The organism is Actinomadura coerulea, from assembly GCF_014208105.1.
Lineage (GTDB): Bacteria > Actinomycetota > Actinomycetes > Streptosporangiales > Streptosporangiaceae > Spirillospora > Spirillospora coerulea.
This window is the reverse complement of the sequence record NZ_JACHMQ010000001.1, coordinates 7751315-7776684: the sequence shown is the minus strand read 5'-3', so window position 1 is coordinate 7776684 and position 25370 is coordinate 7751315. Positions and strand designations below refer to the sequence as shown.

General features: G+C 69.5%; 29 protein-coding genes. 14 read left to right on the top strand and 15 right to left on the bottom strand.

What is annotated here, in order from left to right; genetic code table 11:
• Positions 1–62 precede the first annotated feature (62 nt).
• Positions 63–1682 (top strand): GMC oxidoreductase, encoded by a 1620-nt coding sequence (locus BKA00_RS36065; RefSeq protein ID WP_185032738.1) that lies wholly within the window; start codon positions 63–65, stop codon positions 1680–1682.
• 45 nt (positions 1683–1727) lie between these two features.
• Here BKA00_RS36065 and BKA00_RS36060 read toward each other — a convergent pair whose 3' ends face one another.
• A complete protein-coding gene (locus tag BKA00_RS36060; RefSeq protein ID WP_221493434.1) occupies positions 1728–3071 on the bottom strand; it encodes a hypothetical protein in 1344 nt (447 codons plus the stop codon).
• A 107-nt stretch (positions 3072–3178) separates the two neighbouring features.
• A complete protein-coding gene (locus BKA00_RS36055) occupies positions 3179–3703 on the bottom strand; it encodes a hypothetical protein (protein ID WP_185032734.1) in 525 nt (174 codons plus the stop codon).
• 389 nt (positions 3704–4092) lie between these two features.
• Between BKA00_RS36055 and BKA00_RS36050 the strand changes: the two genes are divergently transcribed.
• Entirely contained in the window at positions 4093–4644 is a 552-nt protein-coding gene (locus BKA00_RS36050; RefSeq protein WP_185032732.1) for a hypothetical protein, read from the top strand.
• Here BKA00_RS36050 and BKA00_RS36045 read toward each other — a convergent pair whose 3' ends face one another.
• From BKA00_RS36045 to BKA00_RS40960, 5 genes are all read right to left on the bottom strand, one after another.
• The gene (locus BKA00_RS36045) at positions 4645–5178 is read right to left on the bottom strand and encodes a 3'-5' exonuclease (protein WP_338072187.1); all 534 of its coding nucleotides are present in this window, start codon (positions 5176–5178) and stop codon (positions 4645–4647) included.
• Between the two features lie 108 nt (positions 5179–5286).
• Complete coding sequence (locus tag BKA00_RS36040; protein ID WP_185032728.1) at positions 5287–5481, bottom strand: DUF397 domain-containing protein; 195 nt, start codon at positions 5479–5481, stop codon at positions 5287–5289.
• Complete coding sequence (locus BKA00_RS36035; RefSeq protein ID WP_185032726.1) at positions 5478–6041, bottom strand: DUF5753 domain-containing protein; 564 nt, start codon at positions 6039–6041, stop codon at positions 5478–5480. Before BKA00_RS36035 ends, BKA00_RS36040 begins: the two co-directional genes overlap by 4 nt.
• A 54-nt stretch (positions 6042–6095) precedes the next feature.
• Positions 6096–7937, bottom strand: a complete 1842-nt coding sequence (gene ltrA / locus BKA00_RS36030) for a group II intron reverse transcriptase/maturase (RefSeq protein ID WP_185025919.1) — start codon at positions 7935–7937, stop codon at positions 6096–6098.
• A gap of 508 nt (positions 7938–8445) precedes the next feature.
• Positions 8446–8835: a helix-turn-helix domain-containing protein gene (locus BKA00_RS40960; protein ID WP_185032724.1), complete on the bottom strand. Its 390-nt coding sequence runs from the start codon at positions 8833–8835 to the stop codon at positions 8446–8448.
• A 99-nt stretch (positions 8836–8934) separates the two neighbouring features.
• Between BKA00_RS40960 and BKA00_RS36020 the strand changes: the two genes are divergently transcribed.
• Positions 8935–9351, top strand: coding sequence for an ATP-binding protein (locus BKA00_RS36020; RefSeq protein ID WP_185032723.1), 417 nt, complete (start codon positions 8935–8937; stop codon positions 9349–9351).
• 84 nt (positions 9352–9435) lie between these two features.
• Here BKA00_RS36020 and BKA00_RS36015 read toward each other — a convergent pair whose 3' ends face one another.
• Positions 9436–10272, bottom strand: coding sequence for an NmrA/HSCARG family protein (locus BKA00_RS36015; RefSeq protein ID WP_185032721.1), 837 nt, complete (start codon positions 10270–10272; stop codon positions 9436–9438).
• Between the two features lie 84 nt (positions 10273–10356).
• Between BKA00_RS36015 and BKA00_RS36010 the strand changes: the two genes are divergently transcribed.
• A complete protein-coding gene (locus BKA00_RS36010) occupies positions 10357–10995 on the top strand; it encodes a TetR/AcrR family transcriptional regulator (RefSeq protein WP_185032719.1) in 639 nt (212 codons plus the stop codon).
• Between the two features lie 260 nt (positions 10996–11255).
• Positions 11256–12890 (top strand): ATP-binding cassette domain-containing protein, encoded by a 1635-nt coding sequence (locus BKA00_RS36005; protein WP_221494393.1) that lies wholly within the window; start codon positions 11256–11258, stop codon positions 12888–12890.
• Between the two features lie 122 nt (positions 12891–13012).
• Here BKA00_RS36005 and BKA00_RS36000 read toward each other — a convergent pair whose 3' ends face one another.
• From BKA00_RS36000 to BKA00_RS35980, 5 genes are all read right to left on the bottom strand, one after another.
• Positions 13013–13831 carry a MerR family transcriptional regulator gene (locus tag BKA00_RS36000; protein WP_230299299.1) on the bottom strand — a complete coding sequence of 273 codons (819 nt, stop codon included), beginning with the start codon at positions 13829–13831 and terminating at the stop codon, positions 13013–13015.
• A 25-nt stretch (positions 13832–13856) separates the two neighbouring features.
• Positions 13857–14363 carry a VOC family protein gene (locus BKA00_RS35995; protein ID WP_185032715.1) on the bottom strand — a complete coding sequence of 169 codons (507 nt, stop codon included), beginning with the start codon at positions 14361–14363 and terminating at the stop codon, positions 13857–13859.
• 146 nt (positions 14364–14509) lie between these two features.
• Positions 14510–14965, bottom strand: coding sequence for a hypothetical protein (locus BKA00_RS35990; RefSeq protein ID WP_185032714.1), 456 nt, complete (start codon positions 14963–14965; stop codon positions 14510–14512).
• 17 nt (positions 14966–14982) lie between these two features.
• Complete coding sequence (locus BKA00_RS35985) at positions 14983–15492, bottom strand: RNA polymerase sigma factor (RefSeq protein ID WP_221493433.1); 510 nt, start codon at positions 15490–15492, stop codon at positions 14983–14985.
• A gap of 19 nt (positions 15493–15511) precedes the next feature.
• Positions 15512–16447, bottom strand: coding sequence for an alpha/beta fold hydrolase (locus BKA00_RS35980; protein ID WP_185032713.1), 936 nt, complete (start codon positions 16445–16447; stop codon positions 15512–15514).
• A gap of 234 nt (positions 16448–16681) precedes the next feature.
• On the opposite strand from BKA00_RS35980, the gene BKA00_RS35975 reads away from it, so the two are divergent.
• From BKA00_RS35975 to BKA00_RS35940, 8 genes are all read left to right on the top strand, one after another.
• A complete protein-coding gene (locus tag BKA00_RS35975) occupies positions 16682–16819 on the top strand; it encodes a hypothetical protein (RefSeq protein WP_185032712.1) in 138 nt (45 codons plus the stop codon).
• Positions 16816–17472 (top strand): GNAT family N-acetyltransferase, encoded by a 657-nt coding sequence (locus BKA00_RS35970; protein ID WP_185032711.1) that lies wholly within the window; start codon positions 16816–16818, stop codon positions 17470–17472. The genes BKA00_RS35975 and BKA00_RS35970 overlap by 4 nt, the downstream gene beginning before the upstream one ends.
• Before the next feature lie 145 nt (positions 17473–17617).
• Positions 17618–17983 (top strand): VOC family protein, encoded by a 366-nt coding sequence (locus BKA00_RS35965; protein ID WP_185032710.1) that lies wholly within the window; start codon positions 17618–17620, stop codon positions 17981–17983.
• A 16-nt stretch (positions 17984–17999) separates the two neighbouring features.
• A complete protein-coding gene (locus BKA00_RS35960) occupies positions 18000–18269 on the top strand; it encodes a DUF1905 domain-containing protein (RefSeq protein WP_185032708.1) in 270 nt (89 codons plus the stop codon).
• A gap of 77 nt (positions 18270–18346) precedes the next feature.
• Entirely contained in the window at positions 18347–18718 is a 372-nt protein-coding gene (locus BKA00_RS35955; protein ID WP_185032706.1) for a glyoxalase superfamily protein, read from the top strand.
• A gap of 45 nt (positions 18719–18763) precedes the next feature.
• Positions 18764–19768, top strand: a complete 1005-nt coding sequence (locus BKA00_RS35950; protein WP_185032704.1) for a metallophosphoesterase family protein — start codon at positions 18764–18766, stop codon at positions 19766–19768.
• Between the two features lie 226 nt (positions 19769–19994).
• Positions 19995–21086 carry a ribosome small subunit-dependent GTPase A gene (rsgA, locus tag BKA00_RS35945; protein WP_221493432.1) on the top strand — a complete coding sequence of 364 codons (1092 nt, stop codon included), beginning with the start codon at positions 19995–19997 and terminating at the stop codon, positions 21084–21086.
• A 53-nt stretch (positions 21087–21139) separates the two neighbouring features.
• Positions 21140–21649, top strand: coding sequence for a GNAT family N-acetyltransferase (locus BKA00_RS35940; RefSeq protein ID WP_185035264.1), 510 nt, complete (start codon positions 21140–21142; stop codon positions 21647–21649).
• A gap of 158 nt (positions 21650–21807) precedes the next feature.
• Here the strand turns inward: BKA00_RS35940 and BKA00_RS35935 are convergent, their stop codons facing one another.
• Positions 21808–22950 carry an acyl-CoA dehydrogenase family protein gene (locus BKA00_RS35935; protein WP_185032702.1) on the bottom strand — a complete coding sequence of 381 codons (1143 nt, stop codon included), beginning with the start codon at positions 22948–22950 and terminating at the stop codon, positions 21808–21810.
• Positions 22951–23032: 82 nt separating this feature from the next.
• Here BKA00_RS35935 and BKA00_RS35930 point away from each other — a divergent pair, with 82 nt between their 5' ends.
• Positions 23033–23743 carry a MerR family transcriptional regulator gene (locus BKA00_RS35930; protein ID WP_185032701.1) on the top strand — a complete coding sequence of 237 codons (711 nt, stop codon included), beginning with the start codon at positions 23033–23035 and terminating at the stop codon, positions 23741–23743.
• A 12-nt stretch (positions 23744–23755) separates the two neighbouring features.
• Here the strand turns inward: BKA00_RS35930 and BKA00_RS35925 are convergent, their stop codons facing one another.
• Positions 23756–25252, bottom strand: coding sequence for a polyamine aminopropyltransferase (locus BKA00_RS35925; RefSeq protein WP_420829706.1), 1497 nt, complete (start codon positions 25250–25252; stop codon positions 23756–23758).
• Positions 25253–25370 lie beyond the last annotated feature (118 nt).

Below are 25370 nucleotides of genomic sequence, written 5' to 3'. Positions count from 1 at the left end.
TCGTGACGTGACTCATATTTCGATATAGAACACGTTCTAATCTCACGAGTGAGGGAGGTCACATGCGTGACTCCACCCCGTCCCTTAGCGTGTCTCGCCGTGGTTTCATCGTTGGAACCGGTTCTATCGTCGGGCTGGGCCTTCTCGGCCGGACCGGCGCCTCGGCGGCCCCGGTCCCGGCACCGATCCCCAACGGGGCCCGCGTCCCCGTCCTGGTCATCGGCACCGGGTACGGCGGCTCGGTCGCCGCGCTGCGCCTCGCCCAGGCGGGCGTCGACGTGCACATGGTCGAGATGGGCATGACCTGGGACACCCCGGGCTCCGACGGCAAGATCTTCTCGGGCATGAGGTCGCCGGACTACCGCGCCTACTGGCTCCGGACGCGGACCAAGCAGCCGCTCAGCAACTTCCTCGGCTTCCCGATCGACAAGGACGTCCCCAAGTACACCGGGATCCTGGACGCCGAGGACTTCGGCGGCATCCTCGTCTACCAGGGCCGGGGCGTCGGCGGCGGCTCGCTCGTCAACGGCGGGATGGCGGTCACGCCGAAGCGGTCGCGGTTCAGCGCGATCCTGCCCTCCGTGAACGCCGACGAGATGTACAACGTCTACTACCCGCGCGCCAACTCCGGGCTGGGCGTCAACGAGATCGACCGGGCCTGGTTCGACACCACCGACTGCTACCAGTACGCGCGTGTCGGACGGAAGCACGCCCAGCGCTCGGGGTTCGAGTTCGTCTACGTCCCGAACGTCTACGACTTCAACTACATGAAGCAGGAGGCGGCCGGCGCCGTGCCGAAGTCGGCGCTCAACGCCGAGATCCTCTACGGCAACAACTACGGCAAGAAGTCGCTCCAGAAGACCTATCTGGCGCAGGCCAAGGCCACGGGCCGGGTCGCCATCTCGGCGCAGCACCGGGTGACGTCGGTGTCGCCCGCGTCCGGCGGCGGTTACACGGTCGCCATCGAGCAGATCGACACGGGCGGGAACGTCGTGGCGACCAAGACGGTGACCGCCGCGCGGGTGTTCTTCGCCGCCGGCAGCGTCGGCACCAGCAAGCTGCTGGTCAAGCTGAAGGCGACCGGGGCCCTGCCCAACCTGAACGGCGAGATCGGCAAGGGCTGGGGCGACAACGGCAACGTCATGGTCGGCCGCGCCAACCACCTGTGGGACCCGACCGGCAGCCTCCAGTCGGGCATGCCGACGGGCGGCATCGACAACTGGGACGCCGGCGGCGCGTTCGCCGAGGTCGCGCCCCTGCCGACCGGGATCGAGACGTACGCCTCGTTCTACCTGTCGATCACCAACACCCCGCACCGGGCCGAGTTCTCGTGGAACGCCTCCGCCGGACGGGCCGACCTCAACTGGCAGACCGCCTGGAAGCAGACCAGCATCGACATGGCCAAGTCGATCTTCGACAAGATCAACAGCAAGGAGGGGACGATCTACCGGACCGACCTCTTCGGCTCCTACAAGATCTGGGGCGACCACCTCACCTACCACCCGCTCGGCGGCGCCGTCCTGAACAAGGCCACCGACAACTACGGCCGGCTGCACGGCCACCCCGGCCTCTACGCCATCGACGGCTCGCTCATCCCGGGCAACACCAGCGTGAACCCGTTCGTCACCATCACCGCCCTCGCCGAGCGGAACATCGAGAAGATCATCGCCACCGACCTGTGATGATCCACCGGGATCCGGCCACGGGCGCGTGTGGCCGGAACCCGTCTACGGGCAGGCGGGGAACAGCCGCCGCGTCCCCGTCCCGGCCGCGTAGGCGGCGGGATCGCTGAACCGGCATCCGTAGTCCGGACGCGCCACCACCGACGGCCTCGTGGTCACGTCCCCCAGGGGCCGCGCGCCCTTGCCGACCCAGCGGACGAGATCGTCCCAGGCCGTGCCCGCTTCCGCGTCCGAGAACTCGCAGTGCTGGGCCGTGCGGACGGCACGCTGGACGAGCAGCCCCGACCGGTGGTTCCGCGCGACGTCCCTCGCGTAGATCTGCTCCATGGAGAACGGGACGAACAGGTCACCCAGCCCGTGCAGGCTCAGGACCGGGACGTCCGGGCGCCCGCTGATGCGCGGCACCTGGGAGAGCCGGTTCGACAGCCGCGCCGGAAGGTTCTCGGCCCGCACCCGCTGGACCGTCCTGTTCACGTCCACCGGCTCGTTCGGCTCGTACCGGGTGAACACGTTGGTTCCGACCTGGCCCGGACTCTCGGCGAGGGTGGCGCCCGGGACGGACGGCTCGGCCAGCGTGAACGGGAAGTCCTTCCACAGCGCGAACGACTGCCCGGCGCCGGGACGCGTCCCGCCCGTCCGTTCGACGACGATCGAGCGGAACTGCTTCCCGCGCTCGTTCGTGGTGTCCGGCCCGCCCGGCCGCAGCGCGGTCAGCCCGAGCGCCGCCTCGATCTTCGGGACGGTCACCGTCGCGTACTGCCCGGTGACCGGGTATTCGCGGACATCCGACAGGTCCTGCGCGACGAGGTTGTAGTCGAGGAAGTAATCGAACAACTCCTGGTCGCCGAGAACTCCGCACATGGGAAGCGCGCCGTCGTAATACCCGGGGAATTGCTCCAGCGACCGTCCGATGATGTGCCCGCCCATGGAAACACCCGTGATGATGCGCTGCTTGGGACGTCCCACTTCGCGGGCGAACAATTCGGCGACGTCACGAGTGCCCAGCACGCCTGCGCGGACGTCGTAGCCGTTGTCGTAGTAGGAGGACGCCGCCCACGCGTACCCCTGGTCGAGAAGGCGTTGCCGCAGGCCGTACTGCGGCGGCTCCACCTTCAGCACGCGGCCCTGCCCCGCATAGCCGTGGGCCCAGAGCGCCAGCTTGCCGTTCCACTGCGGCGGCACCTCGATGTCGTAGGCCGCATGGCGGTGGACACCCTGCATCACCCGTGACGGCTGCCCGTGCACCTGGACGGGCGCGAGCGGCGGATTGTCAATGGTGTATCCGGGGAGCGGCTGGTCGTCGGGAACGCGGTCGGCGCGGGCCGCGCCCACCGGGACGAGCGCGGAGAGAACGAGAGCGGAGAGGACGGCGAGGGGGCGGAGGCGCATGGTGCGCATTACATACCGCCCGGTCGGTCAGCGGAACGGCGCGACCGCATCCGGCCTCGCCCGCCGCGCGGACGGCGGGCAGCGCACGGACAGGGCGGAAGGCCGGGTCATCGCCGCGCCGCGCCGTACAGCGACCCCGCGAGCAGCGTGACGCCCGACAGGGCGCCGCTGACGAACGGGATCCACTCCACGGACGACCCCGCAGCCATGATCATTCCGGCCGCTCCGAGGCCGGACAGCACGATCCCCGGCACCGCGATGGCGCCCCGCTTCCACACCCGTGCCAGCACGACGAAATGCAGGCCGACGATCAACGCGATCCAGGCGACGTTGATCTCCTGTGGAGCGTCCAGCGCCCTCAGCACGGCGATCCCACCGAAGATCAGCGCGAACTCCGCGACCACGACGAGCCCGAACCGCGGCCCGAACCACCCCGGCCGCGCGTCGCCGCGGCCCGTCCCCCCGCGCCGGTCCCCACGGAAGCCGACCACCACCACCGCGGCCAGGCAGACCACCGCCAGGATTCGCATCGCGACCCCGGCGCCCTCCGGTAGGGGCTCTCCCGCGTTGGCGAGCACGAAAGCCGTACCGAACCCGGAACCGATCAGCAAACCAAGCAACTGCGGCGACATCCGGTGATCTTACGCTGACGCGCCCACTAGGGGCCCCACCAGGAGGAACTCCGCACTTCGCCTGGCCGGAGTCACCAGCCGCAGGAGCGGAGCGGACACCCGGCGGCAGTATCGCGGCCGACACCCGGCGTACGCCTCGCGCAGAGCCGAGCGCCGCCGACGGAACACCCGCTCCGACCAGCGTCCCGCATGCAGTACGGCGAACGTAGGCGCCATCCGGAACGCGTTGCGCTTCGCGGCGTGCTGCGAACGGTCCCTTGCGTAGCGCGCCCTCGGGCGCCACCGCAACAAAAAGCGGACCTCCCCAAAAAGGTACATCAACGTACTCACAGGCCTTTTCAGGGGCATTTACGGCTGCCCCATCAGCTACGTCCTCGATGGCTCCGCGGTTGTGTTCCACGGCGTTTTCGGCGCTTGTTCCGGAAAAGCCGGGTTCGGCGGAACGCCGAGAAATTGAGGCAGGCGCCATCCCGCCGCCGCGCCCTCGCCCGGCATGCGGCACATCGCAGATCCCGACCGAACCCCTCACCCGGGAGTCCTTCATCGACGAGTCCAACCACCCCAGCACCTGGCACGACGAGGTCTACCGCCCTGACTCCGCCGAGTGGCCCCGGCTCTGGTCCCGGCTCCAGCTCGGGCAACCCCTCACCGGAACCGTCGCCTGGGTCCCACGACCTGGCGCCATCGGGGTCGGCGTCGACCTCGGCCTCCCCGTCGGCGGCTTCGTCGACGTCCTCCACCTGCCTCTGGACCGGGCGCGGTGGCCCGCCAAAGGCACCACCACCGACTTCACGATCTGGTGGATGGACGAGCGGCCCCAGATCAGGCTGATGCCCGCCGACCCCCGCTACCGCCGCGAAGACTTCGACGACTGGGTCCGGCACCAGAACACCGTGGCGGCCAAGGTCTTCCTCACAGGCGGCACCGGCACCCCCGGTTGATCAGACCGCACCGCCCGACCGCTCCTCACGAGACATGATCTGGAGGATCAGCGCGGCGATGTTCCAGGCGTCGTCGGCCCCGCTGTGGTGACGGCCCTCAAGCGGCAGACCGGCATGGGCCAGCGCCGCGCTCATCCCGAGTTTCCGGCGGAGGCCGAAGCAGTCGGTGAAAGCCTGCTTGGCGTTGGTGTGCCGCGAACTGAACGGATAGGCGACCCGACCGGCCGAACACTGGCGCTCGAACTGCTTGCGGTCGTAGTCACCCCAGCTCGCCCAGGCACGGGACCTCGACCGGTGTTCCTGTTCCAGAAGAGCGCACGCCCCCCGGAACTCGACGCCGCCGTCGACCTCGTCCTGGGTCAGCCCCGTCAGCTCGGTGCAGAACACACTGACCTCAGACCGGACGGGACGGACCAGGATGCGGTGCTTGGCGACCCGGCTCCGCGACTCCACGTCCACGACGCACAGCCCGATCTCGATGATCTCGCTGACCTGCCCCGGCGGCGGCCGCCCGTCCCAGCAGGTCGCCTCCACATCGACAACATTGAGAAACCGCCCAAACCGTTCCATGGTCCGGCGACGCTATCCGCACCCCCCGCACCTGGCGACCGATTAAAAGCGGCCGCCGCACGAGACTCCTGGTCAGCGGTGGAGGTCGAGGCCGTTGCGCTTCGCGCGGGTCAGCAACTCGGCGAACGCCTCACGCCCGAACGCCAGGCGGCCCCCATCCGGATCCTTGGAGTCCCGCACCCACACCCGGCCGCCCAGCTCCGCCAACTCCACGCAGGCCTCGTCGTTGCCGCCGCCGGTATAGGAGCTCTTTCGCCAAGTGATCACTCGTACGTCCTCATCGTTCGCTCGATCAGGTCATGTGAAACCGTTCGCGATAGGGCCATTGCCCCGATCTGATCGAACCGTATCGCCAAGACGTCCGCCTGTTCACCGGCCTCGATCAAACGCCCGTCGATCTGCGCCCCGGCATAGGCGATCTCGCGCCCTCGCACCCGCAGCACCTGAAAGGGGCCATCGTGTCCCGGATGCCATCCCGCCTCGCGAGGGACGATCCGCACACAGACTCGCGGCAGCTCCGCCACTTCCAGAAGACGCGCCATCTGCTCTTTCATGACCTCACGGCCCGCGACAGGACATTCAAGGACCTCCTGATCGATGAGGATCCAGAGGTAGGGCGGGTCGGTTTTCAGGAGGATCTCCTGCCGCTTCATTCGAGCCCTGGTAGTCGCCTCCGCTTCGTGTACGTGCCCTGCCGCACGCAGCACGCCCTGCGCGTAATCCTCCGTCTGCACCAGCAGAGGTACGTGCTTGCCATGGAAGACCTTGATGATCTCCGCAGCCATCTCGTATTGGACGTATTGACGGGTCGGGTAGCGGGGACGCATTACTGCGTCCCCGCCCCCTCAGAACCGTGCGTGCCATTCGTCACGGCACACGGCTCAAGCAGATCCAAGCGACGGTTCAGGGTCACGCTGCGTTCTGCTTCGACGTTGGCTATAGAGCCAGCTTCGATGACAGTGTGTATGCACTAAGCGGGTCCTGGCGCCACCATGGCGGCCGGATTCCGGGGCATCCACGATCAGGAGATAGCTCGCCGCTATTGCTCGCCGGGTAACTTGCTGCCACCAGCTTTCCCACTGTTGTGGGGATTGCGGCGGCTGCTCTGCGGTCAGCAGATAGTCCCCGCACCTCGGGCATATGGCGTTCTGTTCGTCCAGTAGCCTGATGGTGTACCGATCGAGCGGCGGCTTACTCCGTCTGCGGCGGTGAGCCCAGTACTCGGCCAGGAAAGGATCGTCCGGAGACGCCCATCCTTTAACCATGACGTGCCGTTTAATTTCCGTCCACCGAAACATAACCAAGTAGGCGCCGGACTCGAGATCCCCGAACACCCACCTGTCGTTCCGGAACTTGTTGAACTGGCCATAGTACCTGGGGATAATCCATGACTTTGGCTTATTCTGATGGCTGTGCGTGGCCCACTTGTAGGTGAGTCTCCACACGTGCGTGTCGAGATCTTCGAAAACCTTCGACGACACCACCGGTCGATAATACGCCGCCCACCCCCGGATCACGGGGTTCAGGGCGGCAATCACTGCTTTCGCGTTTGCGCCGCGCAGCCGACGCATTTCAAACGCGAGTCTCGACCTGATCCGCTGTACGGCCGCCTTACTAGGCTTGATCAGGAGTTTGGAGCCATACCGGCGGACGTTGAAGCCGAGAAAGTCAAACCCCTCGGCCACATGGACAATGCGGGTCTTATCCTCGTTGAAGGACAGGCCCCGACCGCCCAGCCATCGCGCCAGTCGCTCCTTGATCAGCACGGCCTGATGGCGGGTGTGACAGAGCACCACCAGGTCGTCCGCGTACCTGACCACTACCGGAGAATCCGGATAACTTCGTCCTGCCTTGGGCCCGGTAGTTCTGTACCTGGCCCCAGCGACCGTTTCCAGACCGTGTAACGCGACGTTCAGCAGTAGCGGGCTGATGACCCCGCCCTGCGGAGTTCCTTCCTCGGTGGGAGCGAACCCGCGTCCCGCCTCGAACACTCCCGCCTGGAGCCACTCACGCACCATCTCCCGAGCGGGAAACAGGCCGATAGCCTCCATCAGCGTTTCGTGGTCGATCCGGTCGAATGCCGCAGCCAAATCCGCATCGAGCACCCATAGCCGTGCTGCGGTCTTGCTTTTGCACGTCTCATAGATGGCCTCGATCGCGTCATGGCACCCTCGGCCCGGCCGAAACCCGTATGACTTGGCCTCGAACCGAGCCTCCCACTCGGGCTCCAGTGCATTCCGGACTCGCGCTTGATGACAGCGGTCCATCAGCACCGGTATGCCGAGCGGACGCATGCGCGCGGGGTTACCGGCCTTGGGAATGTGCACTCGCCGGACCGGACGGGGGCGCCAATCCTGCCTGCTGCGATGGACTCGCTTCGCCATGCGCATTCTGGCCTGGTGGGTCAGAGCGACCTCGCCATCGACCCCCGCCGTTCGCCGTCCAGCGTTCCGCTGCGTCACCTGTCGCACGCTCACCAAAGTGTTCGCTTGCGACCGCAGCATGAGTTTCTGTAGATTCCTGGCTTTCGCCAGGTCCCCTTCCTGCACCGCCTTGAAGATCCGCTGTCGTAGGCGGCGTACCTGCTTCTCCTGTTCGGACCAGTCAATACGCCCCCACTCTGAACTCTCATCCAGATCGAGACGACCCTGTTCCGGGATCGGCAGGCCCTCAGGTCCGTTCGCCGTTTCGGCGTCCAACTTGCCCCTCGGTTCGGATGCCATAGACAGTTTCCTTCAAAGATCCACCTGCTCACGTCAGCACGCTTTCGCGTCCGGGCATCGGCCCGTATCCGGCCAGTTATACGGACAGTCCATCGGAGGGCTGGCTTCGCAGTCCGCTTTCCTGTCACCTTTCGGCCACCGGCATTGGCTTCTTGAGCATCCTGTCCAGGCCAGGGATTATGCCCCTCTTACGATCGGCCTACCAACCTCGTTGGACCTGACCCGGGTTTCCATGTTCCGCACGTTCGAGAAGCGGTCGAGCTTGGGTGCCTTCTTTACTCCGGGGACAGCGGTGCCCATGCGGTGCAAGTGGTTTCCTTGCCCACCGCCGGCCGCATCTCAACGACCCGTCCCTGTCACGCTGCCTTCCCACCCGTCTCAGCGAGTCCCTATAACGGAGCATCACCAAAGATTCACTTGCGTTCACCCCGCACTCGACCTTCCCCACCTGTAGGACCGAGACGGAATCGGCCCCCTTGGGATTTCCGTGAGCTTCACACCCACTGACTCAGGAAGCCAGCACGCATGTCACGACGGGGACAGGCTCAGGCACTAGCCTGGAATGCATTCCGACTTTCCATCGGCCTCCAATCATGCATTCACTCGAAACGTGCGACTTCACGTCGCACAACCAGTCCGGATCGTGTCCACCGCATGCGAACATGTGCAGCCGCTCGAAATGGCCACCCGTGTTCCATGCCTGGTCAAGGCGCTTCAGGTATGTATCGCGCGGCCGGAGGCGTCCGGCCTCCCAGTTGGATACGGTCGCCCGGGTCACGTGGACGATCATGGCGGTCTGAGCCAGGGAGAGACCCCGCTGCGTGCGATAAAACCACAGGTCGAACGCCAGCCAGGCCCACAGCGAAGACGCCGGGTCGATCGACTCTCGAACACTCATCGCTCCCCCACAGGTGTATCGCGACCCTCGCTTATCACTTCAAGTTAGAACTTCGACACGAAGAGTGAGAGCACAATCCTCCAACTGGGGACGGCTCTCATGAACGATCTTGAATTCGTCACGTCGGCGCACGGGGTTCCGGAGGTGCGCCTGACCCTGCTCGCCGTGCCGTCGAGCGTGGTGCTCGCCCGGGAGCTCGTCCGCTACACGCTGACGAACTGGGGTTTCGACCGTGAAGTGATCGACGACGCGAGCCTCGTCATGAGCGAGATCGTGTCCAACGCCGTCGCGGCGACCCCCGGGCACCGGATCCGTCTCGGCTGCGCCCTCCGGGCGGGGGCGCCGCTGCTGGAGTGCTGGGATCCGTCCCCCGGTCTGCCGGTCCGGTGCCCACCGTCGCTCACGTCCGAGAACGGTCGCGGGCTCGCCATCGTCACCGCCCTCGCCAAGGAGACCGGCACCCGCCCTTCCGCCACCGGCGAAGGAAAGGTCGTCTGGGCCCGCATGCACAGCTGAAGCCGGTCGCCCAGCGGCAGGCAGGCCCGGCGACCTCCGGCCCGTGGGTTCGCCCGGCCGATGCCGAAGTGGATTCTGGAGTGGTCAGGGGCGGGCCGGGGCGAGTCGCTGGGTGAGGAACCGCTCGAAGGTCAGCAGGTGGGGGTGCTGCCGGCGCAGGGCCGGAATGTCGGCCTGGTATCCGGCTTCGGCGAACCACTGGAACATGCGTTCTTCGATCGGGAGCGGCTCGAACCGGGTCGGGGTGCCGGTGACGCGCTGGTAGATCCGGGCGACCTCGGGGAAGGTGAGCTCGTCGCCGGCGAGTTCGATCTGGCGGCCGATGGACCGCTCGGGGTCGTCGAAGGCGTCGGCGGCGAAGACGCCGATGTCGTCCGCGGCGATGAACTGCATGGGTTTGTCGGGCCTGACCGGCAGTGCCAGTACGCGCTCGTCCTGAGCGTCGGCGTAGTGCAGCAGGTTGTTCATGAAGAACACCGGGCGCAGGATGGTGGTGGGCAGTCCGAGCGCCAGGATGTACCGCTCGATCTCGGCCTTGCTTTCGAAGTGGTCGATGCCGGTGTCTCGTTCGGCGCCGCCCACGGAGCTGTAGACCAGGTGCGCCACGCCGGACTCCTCGGCGATGTCGGCCACCGTCTTGCCTTGACGCACCTCGGCGGCCAGCGTGCGCGGTTCATATGCCAGTGCCTGGACGCTGAAGACCGCGCGCACGCCGTCCATCGCCTTGCGCAGCGAGTCGGCGTCGTCGAGGTCGCCCTGGACGAGCACCGCACCCTTGTCCTGCAACTGACGGGCGGCGGGTTTGCCCGGGTCACGCACCAGCGCGTGGACCCGCCGGCCGCGAGCCAGCAGTTGACGGGCGGTGGCGCCGCCCTGATTGCCGGTCGCGCCGATGACCAGGACGGCGTCGGAGGAAGACATGAGTGAATCCTTCTCATTCGGAGTGTTCCGCTCCGAGTAAACCTAACTCGGAGCGGAACGCTCCGCAATGGGTATCCTGGGCTCATGGCCGAAGCCACCGCACCGCGCAGGCGGGGACCCCAGGCCCGCGCGGCCCGCAACGACCGAGCGTTGATCGAGGCGGCCCGCGAGGTCTTCCTCAGCCAGGGGTTCGACGCGCCGGTGTCCGCCATCGCCGAGCGGGCCGGGGTGGGGATGGGCAGCCTGTACCGCCGCTACCGCACCAAGGAGGAACTGCTCCAATGCCTGTGCGCCGACTCCATGGAGCACCTCGCGGAGGCGGCGAAGGCCGGGTTGGCGATAGACGACCCGTGGCAGGGTCTGGCCTACTACGTCCAGCAGTGCGCACGATTCGGGTTCGGCGCTCTGTCCCCTTTGGCCGGAACCGTCGAGGTCACATCCGAGATGCGGGAGGCCGGCGAACAGGCCCAGCGCCTGGCCGACGAACTGATCGCCCGGGCCCGCGACGCCGGTGTGCTCCGCACCGGCGTGACGTCCATGGACGTCTTCCTGCTCATCAGGCAGTTCAGCCGCCCAGCCGCGGGCTCGCCGCCCCAGGGGGAGGAAGAGGTGCGGTCCCGCTTGCTGGCGATCGCGCTGGACGGCCTCAGATCCCACAACACCGATCCGCTACCAGGGGAACCGCCCCGCCCCCAGCACTACCAGGCGCTCTGGAACACCTGATGGTGGTCGGCGAACGTCGGCGGGAGGCGTGGCCATCGGGGGTTTATTCGTTGGAAGCCGTGAGGCGGGACGGGTAGCGTGAGCGGCATGGCACGAGGCATCTGGTCGCAGAAGGTCCGCAGCGCCCGCTGACGGCGGCGCCCTTCCTTCTCTGAATCCGCGTTCGCCGTCCCGGGTCCTGCCGGGCGGTCGCCTGACTCTGCCCGGCTCCATGGCGAGCTGCGGAGCACCCTTTGAGCCTCACCCCTTTTCCCGAGAGCATGTCCCTGCCCGTCCCGGCGGGCGGCAGCGCGCACGTCCGCGCACAGGACGTCGCGGTCACCCGCGGGTCGCGGCGGATCCTGCACGCCGTGTCGGTCACCGTCTCGGCCCGGTCCCGGATCGCCGTCGTCGGCGAGAACGGGCGCGGGAAGACCACGCTGCTGCACGTCCTCGCCGGGCTGATCCCGCCCGACGAGGGCACCGTGCACCGCGCCGGCACGATCGGCCTGGCCCGCCAGGAGCTGGCGGCGCGCGACGGCGAGACCGTCGGCACCCTGACGTCCGCGGCGCTGGCCGCCGCGCTCGCGGCCCTCGCCGCGCTGGACGAGGCGACCGCGGCCGTGGCCGCCGGTGATCCGGCCGCCGACGACCGCTACGCCACGGCTCTGGAGGCCGCCACCCGGCTCGACGCGTGGGACGCCGAACGCCGCCTCGACGTCGCCCTCGACGCGCTCGGCGCGTGCACCGACCGCGACCGGCGGCTGTCGACGCTGTCGGTCGGGCAGCGCTACCGGGTGCGGCTGGCGTGCCTGCTCGCCGCCCGGCACGACGTCCTGCTGCTGGACGAGCCGACCAACCACCTCGACGCGGGAGGTCTGGACTTCCTGACCCGGCGGCTACGCGAACATGACGGCGGCTTCGCCGTCGTCAGCCATGACCGGGCGCTGCTGCGCGACGTCGCCGACCGGTTCCTCGACCTCGACCCCAGCCGCGACGCCAAGCCGCGGCTGTACGCGGGCGGCTACGACGCCTGGCAGGACGCACGGCGCAGCGAGCGCGAGCGCTGGGAGCAGGACTTCGAGGAGCAGCAGGCCGAGCACCGGCGGCTGCAGGACGCGGTGTCGAAGGCGCGCGACCGGCTGTCCACCGGCTGGCGGCCCGACAAGGGCACCGGCAAGCACCAGCGCCAGTCCCGCGCGCCGGGCGTCGTGCGGGCCCTGAACCGACGGCAGGAGGACCTCCAGGCGCACCGCATCGATGTGCCGGAGCCGCCGCCGGTTCTGCGATGGCCTGACCTCGGTACCCGGGCGCGGGTACCGCAGCTCCGGGCCCACGAGGTCGCCGTCGACGGGCGCCTGGCCGGCCCGATCGACCTCGCTCTGGACGGCGGCGACCGGCTGCTCGTCACCGGGCCCAACGGTGCCGGGAAGTCCACGCTGCTCGCGGCGCTGGCCGGTTCTCTGCGCCCCACGAGCGGACGCCTCTGGAGGGCGAACGGCACCCGGGTCGCCCTGATCACGCAGGAGACCACCGAGCACGACCCCGGCCTCACCGCCCGCGAGGTGTACGCCCAGCACGCGGGGCGGCTGATGGCCCGCACTGCCCTGCGCGACGCCGACGTCGTCCCGCTCGGGGCGCTCGGGCTGCTGGACTCGACTGCGATGCGCACGCCGACCGCGCGGATGTCGCAGGGCCAGCGGCGGCGCCTCGACCTGGCCCTCGCGCTGGCCGCGCGGCCCGGCCTGATCCTGCTCGACGAGCCGACCAACCACCTGTCGTCGGCGCTGGTCGACGAGCTGACCGGCGCGATCCGCGCCACCGGAGCCACCGTCGTCGTCGCCACCCACGACCGGCAGCTGCTGAGGGACCTCGCCGACTGGCCGCGCCTGGAGATCGGCCGCCGGGGAGACTGAGGATGCCGCCGCCTCCCGGTCGCGGCGACAGCGGTGGGTGCCGCGCATCGCTGGTGCTGTGGGAATGCTCCGCGTTCGAGCAGATTTCGCCGTTCTCGCAGCGGCGGGTGGGCGCGGCTGCGTCAGCTCCAGGTGGCCGAGTCCGGGTCGATGCCTCTGTCGCGGGCGTTGGCGTCGATGATGTCGCGGAGCCAGGCGGTCATGCCTGGTTCGATCGCGTCGTAGTAGGCCGTGAAGCCGGGGTCGGCGGCGTATCTCCTTCCCAGGCAGACCTGCATCGAATGGGTGCAGTCGAAGTACTCGCCGATGGAGGCCCTGTGCCGTTCGGCCAGAGCGTTGGCTTCGGCGCTGCCCGGCCTGACGTCGGCGCGCTTGGCCGCCGCCAGGTCGCTTTCGAGCGTCGCGATGTTGTCGGCGATCTGCTGCCAGTCCTCGGAGGTCCTGCCCGCGGCGCGCTCGGCGGACTGCGCCCATTGAGCCGTGTCGCCCCACCGGTCGCGTGCGTCCGCGAGCCACGACGGCTTCCAGCTCTGCCCGAAGATCGCGACTTGTTCCTCCGCGGAGAGCAGGATGCCGGCGCCCGCGGCTTCGATCAGGCGGTCGACGGCATCGACCATCGTCTGCAGGCGGGAGATGCGGTCGAGGAGTTGGGCGCGCTGCTGTCTCAGCGGCACGGTCATGTCAGTGGTCGGAGCGTCGAGGAGACCACCGATGTCGTCGAGGGACAGACCCAGTTCGCGGTAGATGAGAACCCGGTGGATGCGTGCGACGTCGGCCGCCGAGTAGAGCCGGTAACCGCCGGCGGTCCGTCCCGACGGGCGGACGAGCCCGATCGCGTCCCAATGATGGAGGGTGCGGACGGTGACACCCGCGTGCGATGCCGCGGCCCCGACGGCCATCCCGCCGGGGCCCGCGGCATCGTCCATCGCGTTGTCGGTCACGCCGTCGAGTCTGACATGCGCGGTCTCACCCTTTGGGGAGGGGGATTCCGACCGCTTCGAGGTTGCGCGCCTCGGGGCTGTCAGCGTCGAGGGCACGGGCCGCGGTGATGATCACACGGGCGTTCTCGGGCGTGATGACCTCCAGATCCACGGTGTTCCAGGGGGTCTTTCGCGGTCCCGCCGTGCATCCGGGCACCAGCGCGGTGCACGCCTGCGCGATCTCGTCGATCTGGCTCAGCACGCAGGAGAAGCTGATGCTCACCGCTGGAGGGGCCGGCGGGGCGCCGGTCGGGACGAGCAGAACGTCCTGGAACCTCCACCGTCGAAGGTGCGTGACCTGGCCGGGGATCGTGAACAGGTCGATGAAGCCGAACCCGCGCACCCAGAAATCCACGGACGCGGCCAGGTCCGAGGTCGGCACGTTGACGAACATCGGCATGCCGTAGATGCCCCGGTATATCTCAGGAGGCGTCGCGTCCGGCCCGGGCGGAGGGACCGGGCTGACCTCGAACGCTTCGAAGTAGTCGCTCATGCGTTCATCGTGGAGCCTGACGCAACGTCAGGGTCAAGTCCGGGACAGCGCGGAACCAGAGGCGAATCGATTCGCGCTGCCAGGCCTGGCGGTGCGGCGTCCATCCCTGCCAACAGGCACGTCCGCCGGAGGCGGCGACACCGGCCTCACCCGGCCGCGCGGGCTTGCAGGCGGGCTTCGAGGCGGCGGAGGACGCGGCCGCCCAAGGGCAGCGTGCGGAGGATCGGATCGGCCAGGCGCATGCCGGGGATGCGGAGCGCTCCGAGGAAGGCGACGCGGGTGCCTTCGCCCTCGGGCGCGGCGGCCATCCCTCCGTGCAGGAACCTGCTCTGCATCCAGCACCACCCCGGACGGATGACGACATCGAACCGGGCGCGTTGCCCCAGCCGGCCGACGGCGATCACTTCCAGGCGTTCGCCGTCGGCATGGGCGATGCGCATCGTGCGGACGTCGCCGAGCAGCATGGGGAACCCGGTCTCCAGGTCGCCGGCGACCGCCCAGACCTCTTCCAGCGAACGGGCCAGCACCTTCTCCGCGTAGGTGGCACCGGGGAGGGAGGCGGCCATGACACGCAGGTGCCTCACCGTGTCGAGATCTGCCACGGGCCAACGGGGCTCGTTCATCCTTGCCATGCCTTCCGGAAGCTCTTGCGTGCTCGGTGGAGACGCGACTTCACCGTTCCCGTGGAGATCTGGAGCAGCTCGCTCACGGTCCGTTCGTCCAGGCCCTCCACGTCGCGCAGGACCAGGACGGCGCGGTGCTCGGGTGAGAGCCGGTCGAGGAGGTCGCTGACGTCGGCGGCCATTTGCGGATCACCCGTGTGAGGCACGGCGTCAAGATCCAGTGGCTCCGCGGGCGCCCCGGACCGGCGCGCGGTCCGGACGGCTTCACGGATCGCGATGGCCCGTACCCAGCCGAACAGGGCGGCGGGCTCGCGCAGGCGAGAGATCCCGCGGAACACGGCGATCAATGTCTCCTGCGCGGCGTCCGGGCCGTCTTGCAGGGCGATGGGCCCGCAGAGCCTGCCGACGTAGGGGGCCAGCAGATCGAGCAGTTCCTGCATGGCCATGCTGTCGCCGCGCTGGGCGCCCCGGACCAGCGCGGCGACGTGCTCGGGATCGGCCGTCACCCTTCGTGCTCCCGCCTGGTCATGTGCGTGCCCGCGCTGGAGTCGGCGCGCGGTCGGGCCCGGCCTCTGCGAATGGCCTGCTCTGAACGACGGTCTCTGGCGCGGGAAAGAGCTCTCGTATGGTCGCGGCGACCAGTTCGGGTCGTTCGTCAGCAAGATAGTGCCCGCCAGGGACGACTCTGGAGTCCAGATCGTCGGCATGGCCGGCCCCGCCCGCCAGCATTTCCGGGACGAATGCGAAGTCACCGGCGCCGAGCAGGACCGTCGCGGGAACGGCGAGGCGCTCGCGGCGAAACCGGCCGGTGGCGAGGGCGGGGATGTCACGCAGCACGTACTGCCAGTGCAGGGCGCGTCCCGCATGGGCGTGAGCCCTCGACCGCACCGATTCCACGAACTCCTCCAGCTCGCTCGCGCGCCAGCAGGCGGGGTCGTCGACGCCCCGGCGCAGGTGATATCGGGTGAACCCCGGCCAGTACCGGAGGATCGCGCCGCCGAGCAGGGGGTACTCCCACAGCGCGGTGTGCCACATGCGCCAGGCGTTACGGCGGGTGGCGCGCTGGTCGGGCCAGGGGTGAACGATGTTGAGGGCCAGGAACCGGGTGAACCGGTCAGGCGCGTCCAGGCACGCCCTGAAGCCCGCCCAGGCACCCCACTCATGCCCGACCAGGCCGACCCGGTCGAGCCCGAGGGCGTCCATGAGCGCGAGCATGTCGGCGGAACGATCCCGGGTGCCGTACCCCCGGTAGGGCGCGTCCGACCAGCCTGCCCCGCGCATGTCGGGCATCACCAGGCGGTACCGGTCGGCGAGCAGAGGAACCAGATGTCGCCACGCGTACCAGTGCTGCGGGAAGCCGTGCAGGAACAGCAGCGGCGGCCCTTCACCCGCCCCGGCGACATGGAAGCGGATCCCGCGCGCCTCCACGAAGCGGTGCTCGACGCCGTCCACCCAGGGCATTTGCCGAGATGATCGCATGTGTGCCTCCCCTGAGGAATCTGCCTGTCACAAGTAGGGAGGCGGCTGGGACGCCGAACGTTCCACACGAGTTCCGTGGATCTTGCTTGGAGTCGAACCGGCGCCTCGGGGCGGCCGCCCGCGCGCACTCCGCCGTTGCCGGCCGGCCACCGCGCCCGCCTGCGACGTACAGGACGCTTCGGAATGGGGTATCGCGCTGGGAGCGTTGTAGATGAGATGACCACGGTGGAGGAGCGGACGACCGCGGACCGCGTCGGCACGCCGAAGCCCACGGCGCCGCTGACCGGCGCCTGGGCGGGCCTGGCCGCGCGGCCCGCCACCCGCACCCGCCTCGCCTGCGCCGGCCGATCATGATCCGGGTGCGCTCCTTCACGGAGGCCGACCGCGCGGAGCTGCGCAGGCTGTTCCGGCGCGCGGGTGAAGCGTCCCCGAGCGCCGGCCTGTGGGGCGACCAGGATTCCGAAGCGGCCATCTACCTGGACCCGTACATGGACCTGGCACCGGACTCGCTCTTCGTCGCCGTGCTCGACGGAGCCATGGTCGGTTACCTGACGGGGTGCCTCGACAGTGCGAAGTTCCCCAGTGAGAGCGAGCGCGTCGGCCGGGCCATCCGGAAGCACCGACTGGTCTTCCGGGCCAGGACCGCCCCCTTCTTCGCGCGTGCGGCCTTCGACACGGCGTCGGTCGCGCTGCGGCGGGAGCCCACCGCGCGGGGGTTCCGCGACACCCGCAGGCCCGCGCACCTGCACATCAACCTCGCACCGGAGGCGCGGGGCACGGGCGCCGCCGACGCGCTGCTGAACCGCTGGTTCGACCGGCTCCGAGAGACGGGCTCGCCCGGCTGCCACTTGCAGACCCTGGTCGAGAACACCCGCGCCGTGCGGTTCTTCCGGCGCATGGGCTTCGTCGAGCACGGCCCGACCCCGCTCGTCCCCGGCTTCCGGTACAACGGCAGGCGGATGCACCAGCAGACGATGGTCTGGCCCCCTTCACCGGACAGGCCCTGAGGCGATCGCCCACCCCGCTCAGTCCCGCCGTCCTGGTCGCCACTTCGCCTGTCCCGGCCAGACGGGCCTCCGTGCGGCAACCCGCGATGAGTTTCCCGCCCCTCCCCGGTCGGTATCAGTGACCCCAAGAGAGCGGAGGCATGGGATGAGCGAGACCACCCGGATCACCCGGCTTGCCACGGTCGGGATCCGCGTCACCGACCAGCGGAAGGCGACCGAGTTCTACGTCGATGAGCTCGGTTTCGAAATACGCCGGGACGTCCCCTTCGGGCCCGGTCGCTGGATCGAGGTGGCACCGCCAGGGGCGACGACGACCATCGCGCTCGTCCCCGCGGAGATCCCGGCTGGTATCCGCCTGACGACCACGGACGCCGACGCCGACCACACGGCCCTGCGCGCGCGAGGCGTCGACGTGGATGCGGAAGTCATGCGCATGGGGGCGGGAGTGCCACCGATGTTCTCCGTGCGCGACCCGGACGGCAACAACCTCATTCTCATCCAGGACTCCTGAACGGGCGGTTTCGGTGATGGACGAGCAGTTCACTGCGCGTATGCAGAAGAGCCCCAGCAAAGGCGGCTGGACCTATCTCGTGTGGCCCAGGTCGGCCGAGTTCTTCGGCACCCGTGGACGGGTGAAGGTACGGGGCACGATCGACGGCCATCCGTTCCAGAGCTCGTTCATGGCACTGGGGGACGGCACCCACAAACTGCCGGTGAAGGCGGAGCTGCGCAAGGCGATCGGCAAGCAGGAAGGAGACACCGTGACCGTCCGTCTGCGGGAGTGGTCGAAGCCCTAGCCCATGGGCGGTACGGCTGGTGGGGCGGCACGCGGACCTGGACGCGGCCCCGTCTCTGGGCGCGATATAACGACAGCATGGACTTCAAATTGGAGCTGGTCGCGGTGCCCGTTTCGGACGTGGACCGCGCGCTGGCCTTCTATACCGACAAGGCCGGGTTCGTCCTGGACCATGACCACCGGGTGAGCGACGAGATCCGGTTCGTTCAGGTGACGCCGCCGGGGTCGGCGTGCTCGATCGCCTTCGGCAAGGGGATCGTCGAGACGGCGCCCGGCTCTGTCCAGGGCCTGCAACTGGTCGTCTCGGACGCCGACGCCGCCCGGGCGGAGCTCGCCGGACGGGGTGTCGAGGTCAGCGAGGTGCAGGAGTTCCCCTGGGGCCGGTTCGTCTTCTTCCAGGACCCGGACGGCAACGGCTGGAGCGTCCAGCAGATCGTGGCGCCAGGCTAGATATTGCTTTGCGCGTGAATCGCGCGCCTCCCTAGGCTCCGGCAGGTGGGACGCACCGTGATCGTGGGCGACATCCATGGCTGCTTCGACGAGCTGATGGAGCTGCTGGAGAAGGTAGATCTGCGCCCTGACGACCTCCTCGTCAGCGTGGGCGACCTGGTCGACCGGGGCCCGGCTCCCGGGGAGGTCGTCGGGTTCTTCCGCGCGCGTCCGAACTCGGTCGTGGTCATGGGCAACCACGAGCGCAAGCACGTGCGCGGGATCTTCTCCTACGCGCAGGAGATCACGCGCCTGCAGCTGGGCGGCGGGTACGCCGAGACGGTCGAGTGGATGCGGACGCTTCCGTACTTCTTCGAGAACGAGGACGTCCGGGTCGTGCATGCGGCACTGGTCCCCGGTGGCCCGCCCGCCGGCCAGCGGGAGGAGATCCTCTGCGGCACGACCAGCGGCGAACGGGAACTCGCCGCGCTGTTCCCGGACGGCCACTGGCACGACCGCTACACCGACGACAAACCGGTCGTGTTCGGCCACCACGTCACCGGCCGGGAGCCGCTCATCCGCGACGGAAGGGTCTTCGGGATCGACACCGGCGCATGCCACGGCTGGAACCTCACCGCGTTGTGCGTTCCGGGCTTCGCGGTCCACTCGGTGGCGGCCCGCGCCGATCACTGGTCGGCCGTCAAGCGGGAATGGCAGTTGCCGGTCCTGAAGACCAAGCCGTGGCGTGACTTCGCGTGGTCGGAGTTGAGCGAGAAAGCGGCCCGGTTCTCCGGAACGTCCGACGCGGCATCGCAGGAATGGCTCCGGGCGGTCGAGGAGTGGGCCACGGGGCTGCGTGCCTTGGCTCCCGTTCTGGTGGATGTGGCGCACCGGGTCTCCGCGCGGCTCACCCCCGACGAGATTCGACGGCATCCGGCTGCGCCGGTCCTGTTCCAGGCCCGTAGCGGACGGCTCGACCAGACCGCACTGGCCAAGCGGTGCGCGACGCCGCGCAGAACACTTGAGGTGGCGGCCGCCTTGGGAGTCGCGGCCCCCGGCCCGCCTGGCTGAGCATCGCTTTGTGGTAGCGTTCACCACGACGTGTCGGCTACGGGACGAGAATGGGAGGTGAGTTGATGAGCGCCGCGAAGGTCGCTGCCGTGTGCAGTGCCCGCAGGACCATCCTCACGTCCCGGGCCCTGGTCTGACCTGACGTTCACCACCCGCTTGAAGCCTTAGCGGCTTCTGGGCGGCTGCGCTCTGTGCCGATCGGGGCCCTTGTTCAAGGGTCTTCACGTTGTCTCATTCTTCTTCCTCAACCCAGCCGCGCCCTCTGGCGCGCTACGGCTGGGACGATACGTACGAGCACGCTTTCACACCTCACCTCGCCGCCGGGCTGATCCCGGCCCGGATCGTGCGGGCCGAACGCGGCCTGTGCGAGACCGTCACCGATGCGGGGACCGTCCGTGCGGAGATCCCCGCCGCCCAGCAGGGCGATCCGCTCGCGGCGCCGTGCACCGGCGACTGGGCGGCGCTGCGTCCCGGGACCGCCGACCATGCGGCGATCCTGCAGACGGTTCTGGAACGGCGCACCGCCCTGGTGCGATCCACCGCATCGCGCACCTCGCACGGACAGGTCCTGGCCGCGAACGTCGACACCGTCGTGGTGACCGTGTCTTTGGCCGCCCCGCTCAAACACGACCGCACCGAGCGGATGCTCGCCCTGGCCTGGGAGAGCGGTGCGCAGCCGGTCGTGGTGCTCACCAAGGCCGACGAGTGCGCCGACGCGGCCTCCGCCCAGGCCGAGGTGTCAGCGGTGGCACCCAGCGTGGACGTGCTGGTCACCAGCGCCGTGACCGGGGAGGGCCTGGACGTTCTGACCGCCGTCCTCACTGGCACGGTCGTGCTGCTCGGCCCTTCGGGGGCGGGCAAGTCCACCCTGGGTAACGCTCTTCTGGGCAAGCCCCTCCTCGCGACCGGAGCCGTGCGCGCCACGGACGGCAAGGGGCGGCACACCACCGCGTGGAGGGAACTGCTGCCGTTGCCCGGCGGCGGTGTCCTGCTCGACACCCCAGGCCTGCGTTCGATCGGTCTGCACGACGCCCAGAGCGGGCTGGAGCAGACCTTCGCCGACATTCAGCAGTTGGCCGAGGACTGCCGGTTCACCGACTGCGCGCACGTGAGCGAGCCGGGCTGCGCGGTCCTGGCGGCCGTCGAGGCCGGCACGCTGCCGGAGCGGCGGCTGGAGAGCTATCAGCGGCTGCTGCGCGAGAACGCCTACGCCGCCTCGCGTACCGACGCGCGGCTGCAGGCCGACCGCGAAGCCGCCAAGAAGGACATCACGCGGCACCTGCGCGCCACCTACCGCTTCAGGGAGCGCCAGCAATGAGCCGCAACGACAGCACCGGCACCCCCAACGCCACCACCAAGAACAGGACCACCATGCCCACCTGGACCACTCGCTCCGAGACCGCCGAAGACGTCGCCGCCATCCGCGACATCGTCCGGGCCGCCTTCCCCACCGCTGAGGAGGCCGGCATCGTCGACGCCCTGCGCGCCGACCGGAAGGCGTGGATCGACGGCCTGTCCATGGTCAGCATGGCCCCCGACGGCACCCCGGCCGGGTACGCGCTGCTCACCCGCTGCCACGTCGATGGCGAGCCCGCGCTCACGCTGGCTCCGTGCGCCGTGCTGCCGTCGTTCCAGCGGACGGGCGCCGGCTCGGCCGCCATCCGCGCCGGCCTGGACGCCGCGCGGGCCATGGGCGAGAACCTCGTCCTGGTCCTCGGCCACGCCGACTACTACCCGCGGTTCGGCTTCGTCCCGGCCTCCCGCTTCGGCATCCGCGCGCCCTTCGAGGTCCCGGACGAGGCCATGATGGCCATGGCCCTGGACGGCACCCGCCCGGTCCCGACCGGCACCATCCAGTACCCCGCCGCCTTCGGGGTCTGACCGCACCGGTGGTGCCCCGGGACCCTCCGGGGCACCACCGCCGCAGCTCGGGGCGATGGCGAGGTCTACGGAAGCTGACCGCCTCGGCGGTCCCGCCAGTCGCCGGTCCTCACGCCCCCCGGGCGTGGGGACCGGCGCCTCTCGGACGTCCGGTCGGGTCAGACGCCGAGGCCGCGGCCGATGATCTCTTTCATGATCTCGGTGGTGCCGCCGAAGATGGTCTGGATGCGGACGTCCTGGTAGGCCTTGGCGATCGGGTACTCGGTCATGTAGCCGTAGCCGCCGTGCAGCTGGACGCAGCGGTCCACGACGCGCTTCAGCAGCTCGGTGTTCCACCACTTGAGCATCGCGGCCTCGTCGGGGGTCAGCTCGCCCCGGCTCTCCTTGACGATGCACTCGTCGGTGAAGGACCGCGCGACGGTCAGCTCGGTCTTCATCTCGGCGAGCGTGAACCGGTTGTGCTGGAACTTGCCGATGGGGCGGCCGAACGCCTCGCGGGACTTGCAGTACTCCAGGGTCTGCTCGAAGGCGGTCTCGGCGGCGGCCTGCGCGGTGGCGCCGATGGACAGCCGCTCGCGGGCGAGGTTCTGCATGAGGTAGATGAAGCCCATGCCCTCCTCGCCGAGGAGGTTCTCCTTCGGGACGCGGACGTTGTCGAAGAACAGCTCGGCGGTGTCCTGGGCGTGCATGCCGACCTTGTCGAGGTTGCGTCCGCGCTCGAAGCCCTCCATGCCGCGCTCGACGGCGAGGAGGCTGACGCCCTTGGCCCCGGCGGACGGGTCGGTCTTGGCGACGACGATGACCAGGTCGGCGAGGATGCCGTTGGAGATGAACGTCTTGGACCCGTTCAGGACGTAGTGGTCGCCGTCCTTCAGCGCCGTGGTCCTGATGCCCTGGAGGTCGGACCCGGCGGCGGGCTCGGTCATCGCGATCGCGGTGACGATCTCGCCGGAGCAGTAGCCGGGGAACCAGCGCCGCTGCTGCTCGGGGCTGCACAGCTGCCGCAGGTACCCGCCGTTGATGTCGTTGTGGACGGCGAAGCCGGGCCCGTGCACGCCGGCCTTCGCCAGCTCCTCGTTGAAGATCACGTAGTAGCGGTAGTCGGGGTCGCCGCCGCCGCCGAACTCCTCCGGCATGTCGATGCCGAGCAGGCCCGCGCGCCCCGCCGCCAGCCAGACCTCGCGCGAGACGATCCCGTCCTTCTCCCACTGCTCGTGGTGGGGGGCGATCTCCTTGGCGATGAAGGAGCGCACCATGTCGCGGAAGGCCTCGTGCTCCTCGGTGTAGATGTCGCGTCCCATCCGCCGGTCTCCCTACTGCAAGTAAGTGGGTGCTGATACACGATTAATGTAACACTGGCGCTGTCACATACAGGGAGGCGGCATGGAGCTGACCGTCGACGAGCTGGCCTCGCGCGCCGGAGTCACCGTCCGGACCGTGCGGTTCTACGCCGGGCGCGGGCTGCTGCCCCCGCCGAGGCTGCGCGGCCGGACGGGCCTCTACGGCGCCGACCACCTCGCGCGGCTCGAACTCGTCCGGGAACTTCAGTCGCTCGGGCTCACGCTCGCCTCGATCGAGAAGCACCTCAAGCGGATCCCGCTGGACGCGCCGGCCGAGGACCTCGCCCTCCAGCGCGCCCTGCTGTCCCCGTGGGCGCCCGAGCGCCCGGAGGATCTCGACCGGCACGAGCTGGACCGCCGCGCCGGACGGCACCTCGACGACGAGACGATCGGGCGGCTGGAGGCCCTCGGCGTCGTCGAGCGGATCTCCGACGACCCGGCGGGCGAGGTGCGGGTCGCCAGCCCCGCGCTGCTCGGCGTCAGCGCCGAGCTGGCCGCGCTCCCGCTGCCGCTGGACACGCTGGTCGCCTCGTACGAGGCCGTGGACCGGCACACGACCGCGCTGGCCGACGAGCTCCAGCAGGTCTTCCGGGACACCGTCGTCCGCCCCTACCGGGAGGGCGGCCGGGCCCCGCAGGAGCGCGAGCGGCTGATGGAGATGGCCGGGAAGCTGAAGCCGCTGATGATCCAGTCGCTGGTCACGTCGTTCCAGCGGGCGGTCGACAGGACGCTCCGCCGGTCGGTCCCCGACTAGCCCGGCCGGCGGCTAGGAGTTCTTCCACTCCTGGCCCTCGTACTCGACGAGGCGCGGGTGGACGAGGGTGTTGACCTCCACGTCGCGGGTCCGGCGGTCCTTGGGGAAGACCGCCGCGGCCTGGAGCACCGCCCCGTCGAGGAAGCGCAGGTCCGGGACGTCGCGCGGCAGCGCCAGCGCGGGCGGCCGCTTCCCGGGGGCCGCCAGGACGAACCCCCAGTCGCCGAAGCTCGGCACGTCCACGTGGTAGGGGGTGGTCGCGAGACCGGCGGCGGCGACGGACTTCTGGATGCTCCAGAACGACTTGGGCGCGAAGTAGGGCGACCCGGACTGCACGACCATCCGCCCGCCCGGCGCCAGGGCCCGCTTCACCATTCCGTAGAACTCGACCGAGTACAGCTTGGCGGTGGACACGTCGTCGGGATCGGGCATGTCCACGATGACCGCGTCGAACCGCTGGTCCAGGCCGCGCAGCCAGGAGAACGCGTCCGCGTTGACGACCCGGGCGCGCGGGTCCTCGAACGAGCGGCGGTTGAGCGACTCCAGCGGCTTGTACGTCCGGGCCAGGTGGATCATCTCGGGGTCCAGCTCGACCAGCGTCGCGCTCTGGACGTCCCGGTAGCGCAGCACCTCGCGCAGCGCCAGGCCGTCCCCGCCGCCGAGGATCAGCACCCGCCCGCGCGGGCCCGACATCAGCGGGTGGACGAGCGACTCGTGGTACCGGTACTCGTCCACCGAGGAGAACTGGAGGTCGCCGTTGAGGAAGAGGCGCAGGTCCGAGGGGCCGAGCCCGGCCTGCCGCGTGATGACGATCTCCTGGTACCGGGTGCGCTCCGCCACCGCGATCGGGGCGTCGTACAGCGCCTGCCGCGCCGACACCTCGAACCCGTCGGCGAGCGTGTACGTCCCGCCGAGGACGGCGAGGACGGCGACCATGCCGAGGGCGAGCGCGATCCGGGCGGCGCGCCCGACCTCGCGGCGGAACAGCCACATCACGACGGCCATCCCGGCGACGGCGTTCACCACGCCGACGAGCAGCGCCCCCTTGATGTGCCCGAACGTGGGCAGCAGCAGGAACGGGAACGCCAGGCCGCCGATCAGCGCCCCCACGTAGTCGGCCGCGAACAGGTCGGCCACCGCCGACCCGGCGTCCTGCTTGCGGATCCGCTGGAGGAGCGTCATCAGCAGCGGGATCTCCGCGCCGATCAGCGCCCCGACCGCGAACGCCACCACCACCAGCGCCGGGACGTACAGGTCGAGCCAGGCGAACGCGGCGTACAGCACGAGGACCGACACGCCGCCGATCAGCGCGAGCAGGCCCTCCACGACCGCGAACGCCACCACGGCGCGGCCCTGCAGCGGCTTGGCGGCCAGTGAGCCGACGCCCATCGCGAACACCATCACCGACAGGACGATCGACGCCTGCGTGACGGAGTTCCCGACGAGGTAGCTGCCGAGCGCGACCAGGGCCAGCTCGTACACCAGGCCGCACGCCGCGCACGCGAACACGGCCGCGAGGACCAGCGCCCGCGCCGCCCGCGCCGGGACGCGCGGACGCCCCGGGCCGTCTCCCTCGGGAAGGGACGGCTCCGGGGAGGGACCGCCGGACGGCCGGACGGCCTGGTCC

Excerpts from the sequence above, each read along its gene's own strand:
- BKA00_RS35970 (WP_185032711.1), top strand. The coding sequence starts at position 16,816 with ATGATCCGGGTGCGCTCCTTCACGGAGGCCGACCGCGCGGAGCTGCGC.
- BKA00_RS36005 (WP_221494393.1), top strand. The coding sequence starts at position 11,256 with ATGTCCCTGCCCGTCCCGGCGGGCGGCAGCGCGCACGTCCGCGCACAG.
- BKA00_RS36010 (WP_185032719.1), top strand. The coding sequence starts at position 10,357 with ATGGCCGAAGCCACCGCACCGCGCAGGCGGGGACCCCAGGCCCGCGCG.
- ltrA (WP_185025919.1), bottom strand. The coding sequence starts at position 7,937 with ATGGCATCCGAACCGAGGGGCAAGTTGGACGCCGAAACGGCGAACGGA.
- BKA00_RS35940 (WP_185035264.1), top strand. The coding sequence starts at position 21,140 with ATGCCCACCTGGACCACTCGCTCCGAGACCGCCGAAGACGTCGCCGCC.
- BKA00_RS40960 (WP_185032724.1), bottom strand. The coding sequence starts at position 8,835 with ATGAGTGTTCGAGAGTCGATCGACCCGGCGTCTTCGCTGTGGGCCTGG.
- BKA00_RS35930 (WP_185032701.1), top strand. The coding sequence starts at position 23,033 with ATGGAGCTGACCGTCGACGAGCTGGCCTCGCGCGCCGGAGTCACCGTC.
- BKA00_RS35980 (WP_185032713.1), bottom strand. The coding sequence starts at position 16,447 with ATGCCCTGGGTGGACGGCGTCGAGCACCGCTTCGTGGAGGCGCGCGGG.
- BKA00_RS35955 (WP_185032706.1), top strand. The coding sequence starts at position 18,347 with ATGGACTTCAAATTGGAGCTGGTCGCGGTGCCCGTTTCGGACGTGGAC.
- BKA00_RS35960 (WP_185032708.1), top strand. The coding sequence starts at position 18,000 with ATGGACGAGCAGTTCACTGCGCGTATGCAGAAGAGCCCCAGCAAAGGC.
- BKA00_RS35995 (WP_185032715.1), bottom strand. The coding sequence starts at position 14,363 with ATGAGCGACTACTTCGAAGCGTTCGAGGTCAGCCCGGTCCCTCCGCCC.
- BKA00_RS36065 (WP_185032738.1), top strand. The coding sequence starts at position 63 with ATGCGTGACTCCACCCCGTCCCTTAGCGTGTCTCGCCGTGGTTTCATC.
- BKA00_RS36020 (WP_185032723.1), top strand. The coding sequence starts at position 8,935 with ATGAACGATCTTGAATTCGTCACGTCGGCGCACGGGGTTCCGGAGGTG.
- BKA00_RS36055 (WP_185032734.1), bottom strand. The coding sequence starts at position 3,703 with ATGTCGCCGCAGTTGCTTGGTTTGCTGATCGGTTCCGGGTTCGGTACG.
- BKA00_RS36060 (WP_221493434.1), bottom strand. The coding sequence starts at position 3,071 with ATGCGCCTCCGCCCCCTCGCCGTCCTCTCCGCTCTCGTTCTCTCCGCG.
- BKA00_RS35935 (WP_185032702.1), bottom strand. The coding sequence starts at position 22,950 with ATGGGACGCGACATCTACACCGAGGAGCACGAGGCCTTCCGCGACATG.
- BKA00_RS36035 (WP_185032726.1), bottom strand. The coding sequence starts at position 6,041 with ATGCGTCCCCGCTACCCGACCCGTCAATACGTCCAATACGAGATGGCT.
- BKA00_RS35965 (WP_185032710.1), top strand. The coding sequence starts at position 17,618 with ATGAGCGAGACCACCCGGATCACCCGGCTTGCCACGGTCGGGATCCGC.
- BKA00_RS36015 (WP_185032721.1), bottom strand. The coding sequence starts at position 10,272 with ATGTCTTCCTCCGACGCCGTCCTGGTCATCGGCGCGACCGGCAATCAG.
- BKA00_RS35975 (WP_185032712.1), top strand. The coding sequence starts at position 16,682 with ATGACCACGGTGGAGGAGCGGACGACCGCGGACCGCGTCGGCACGCCG.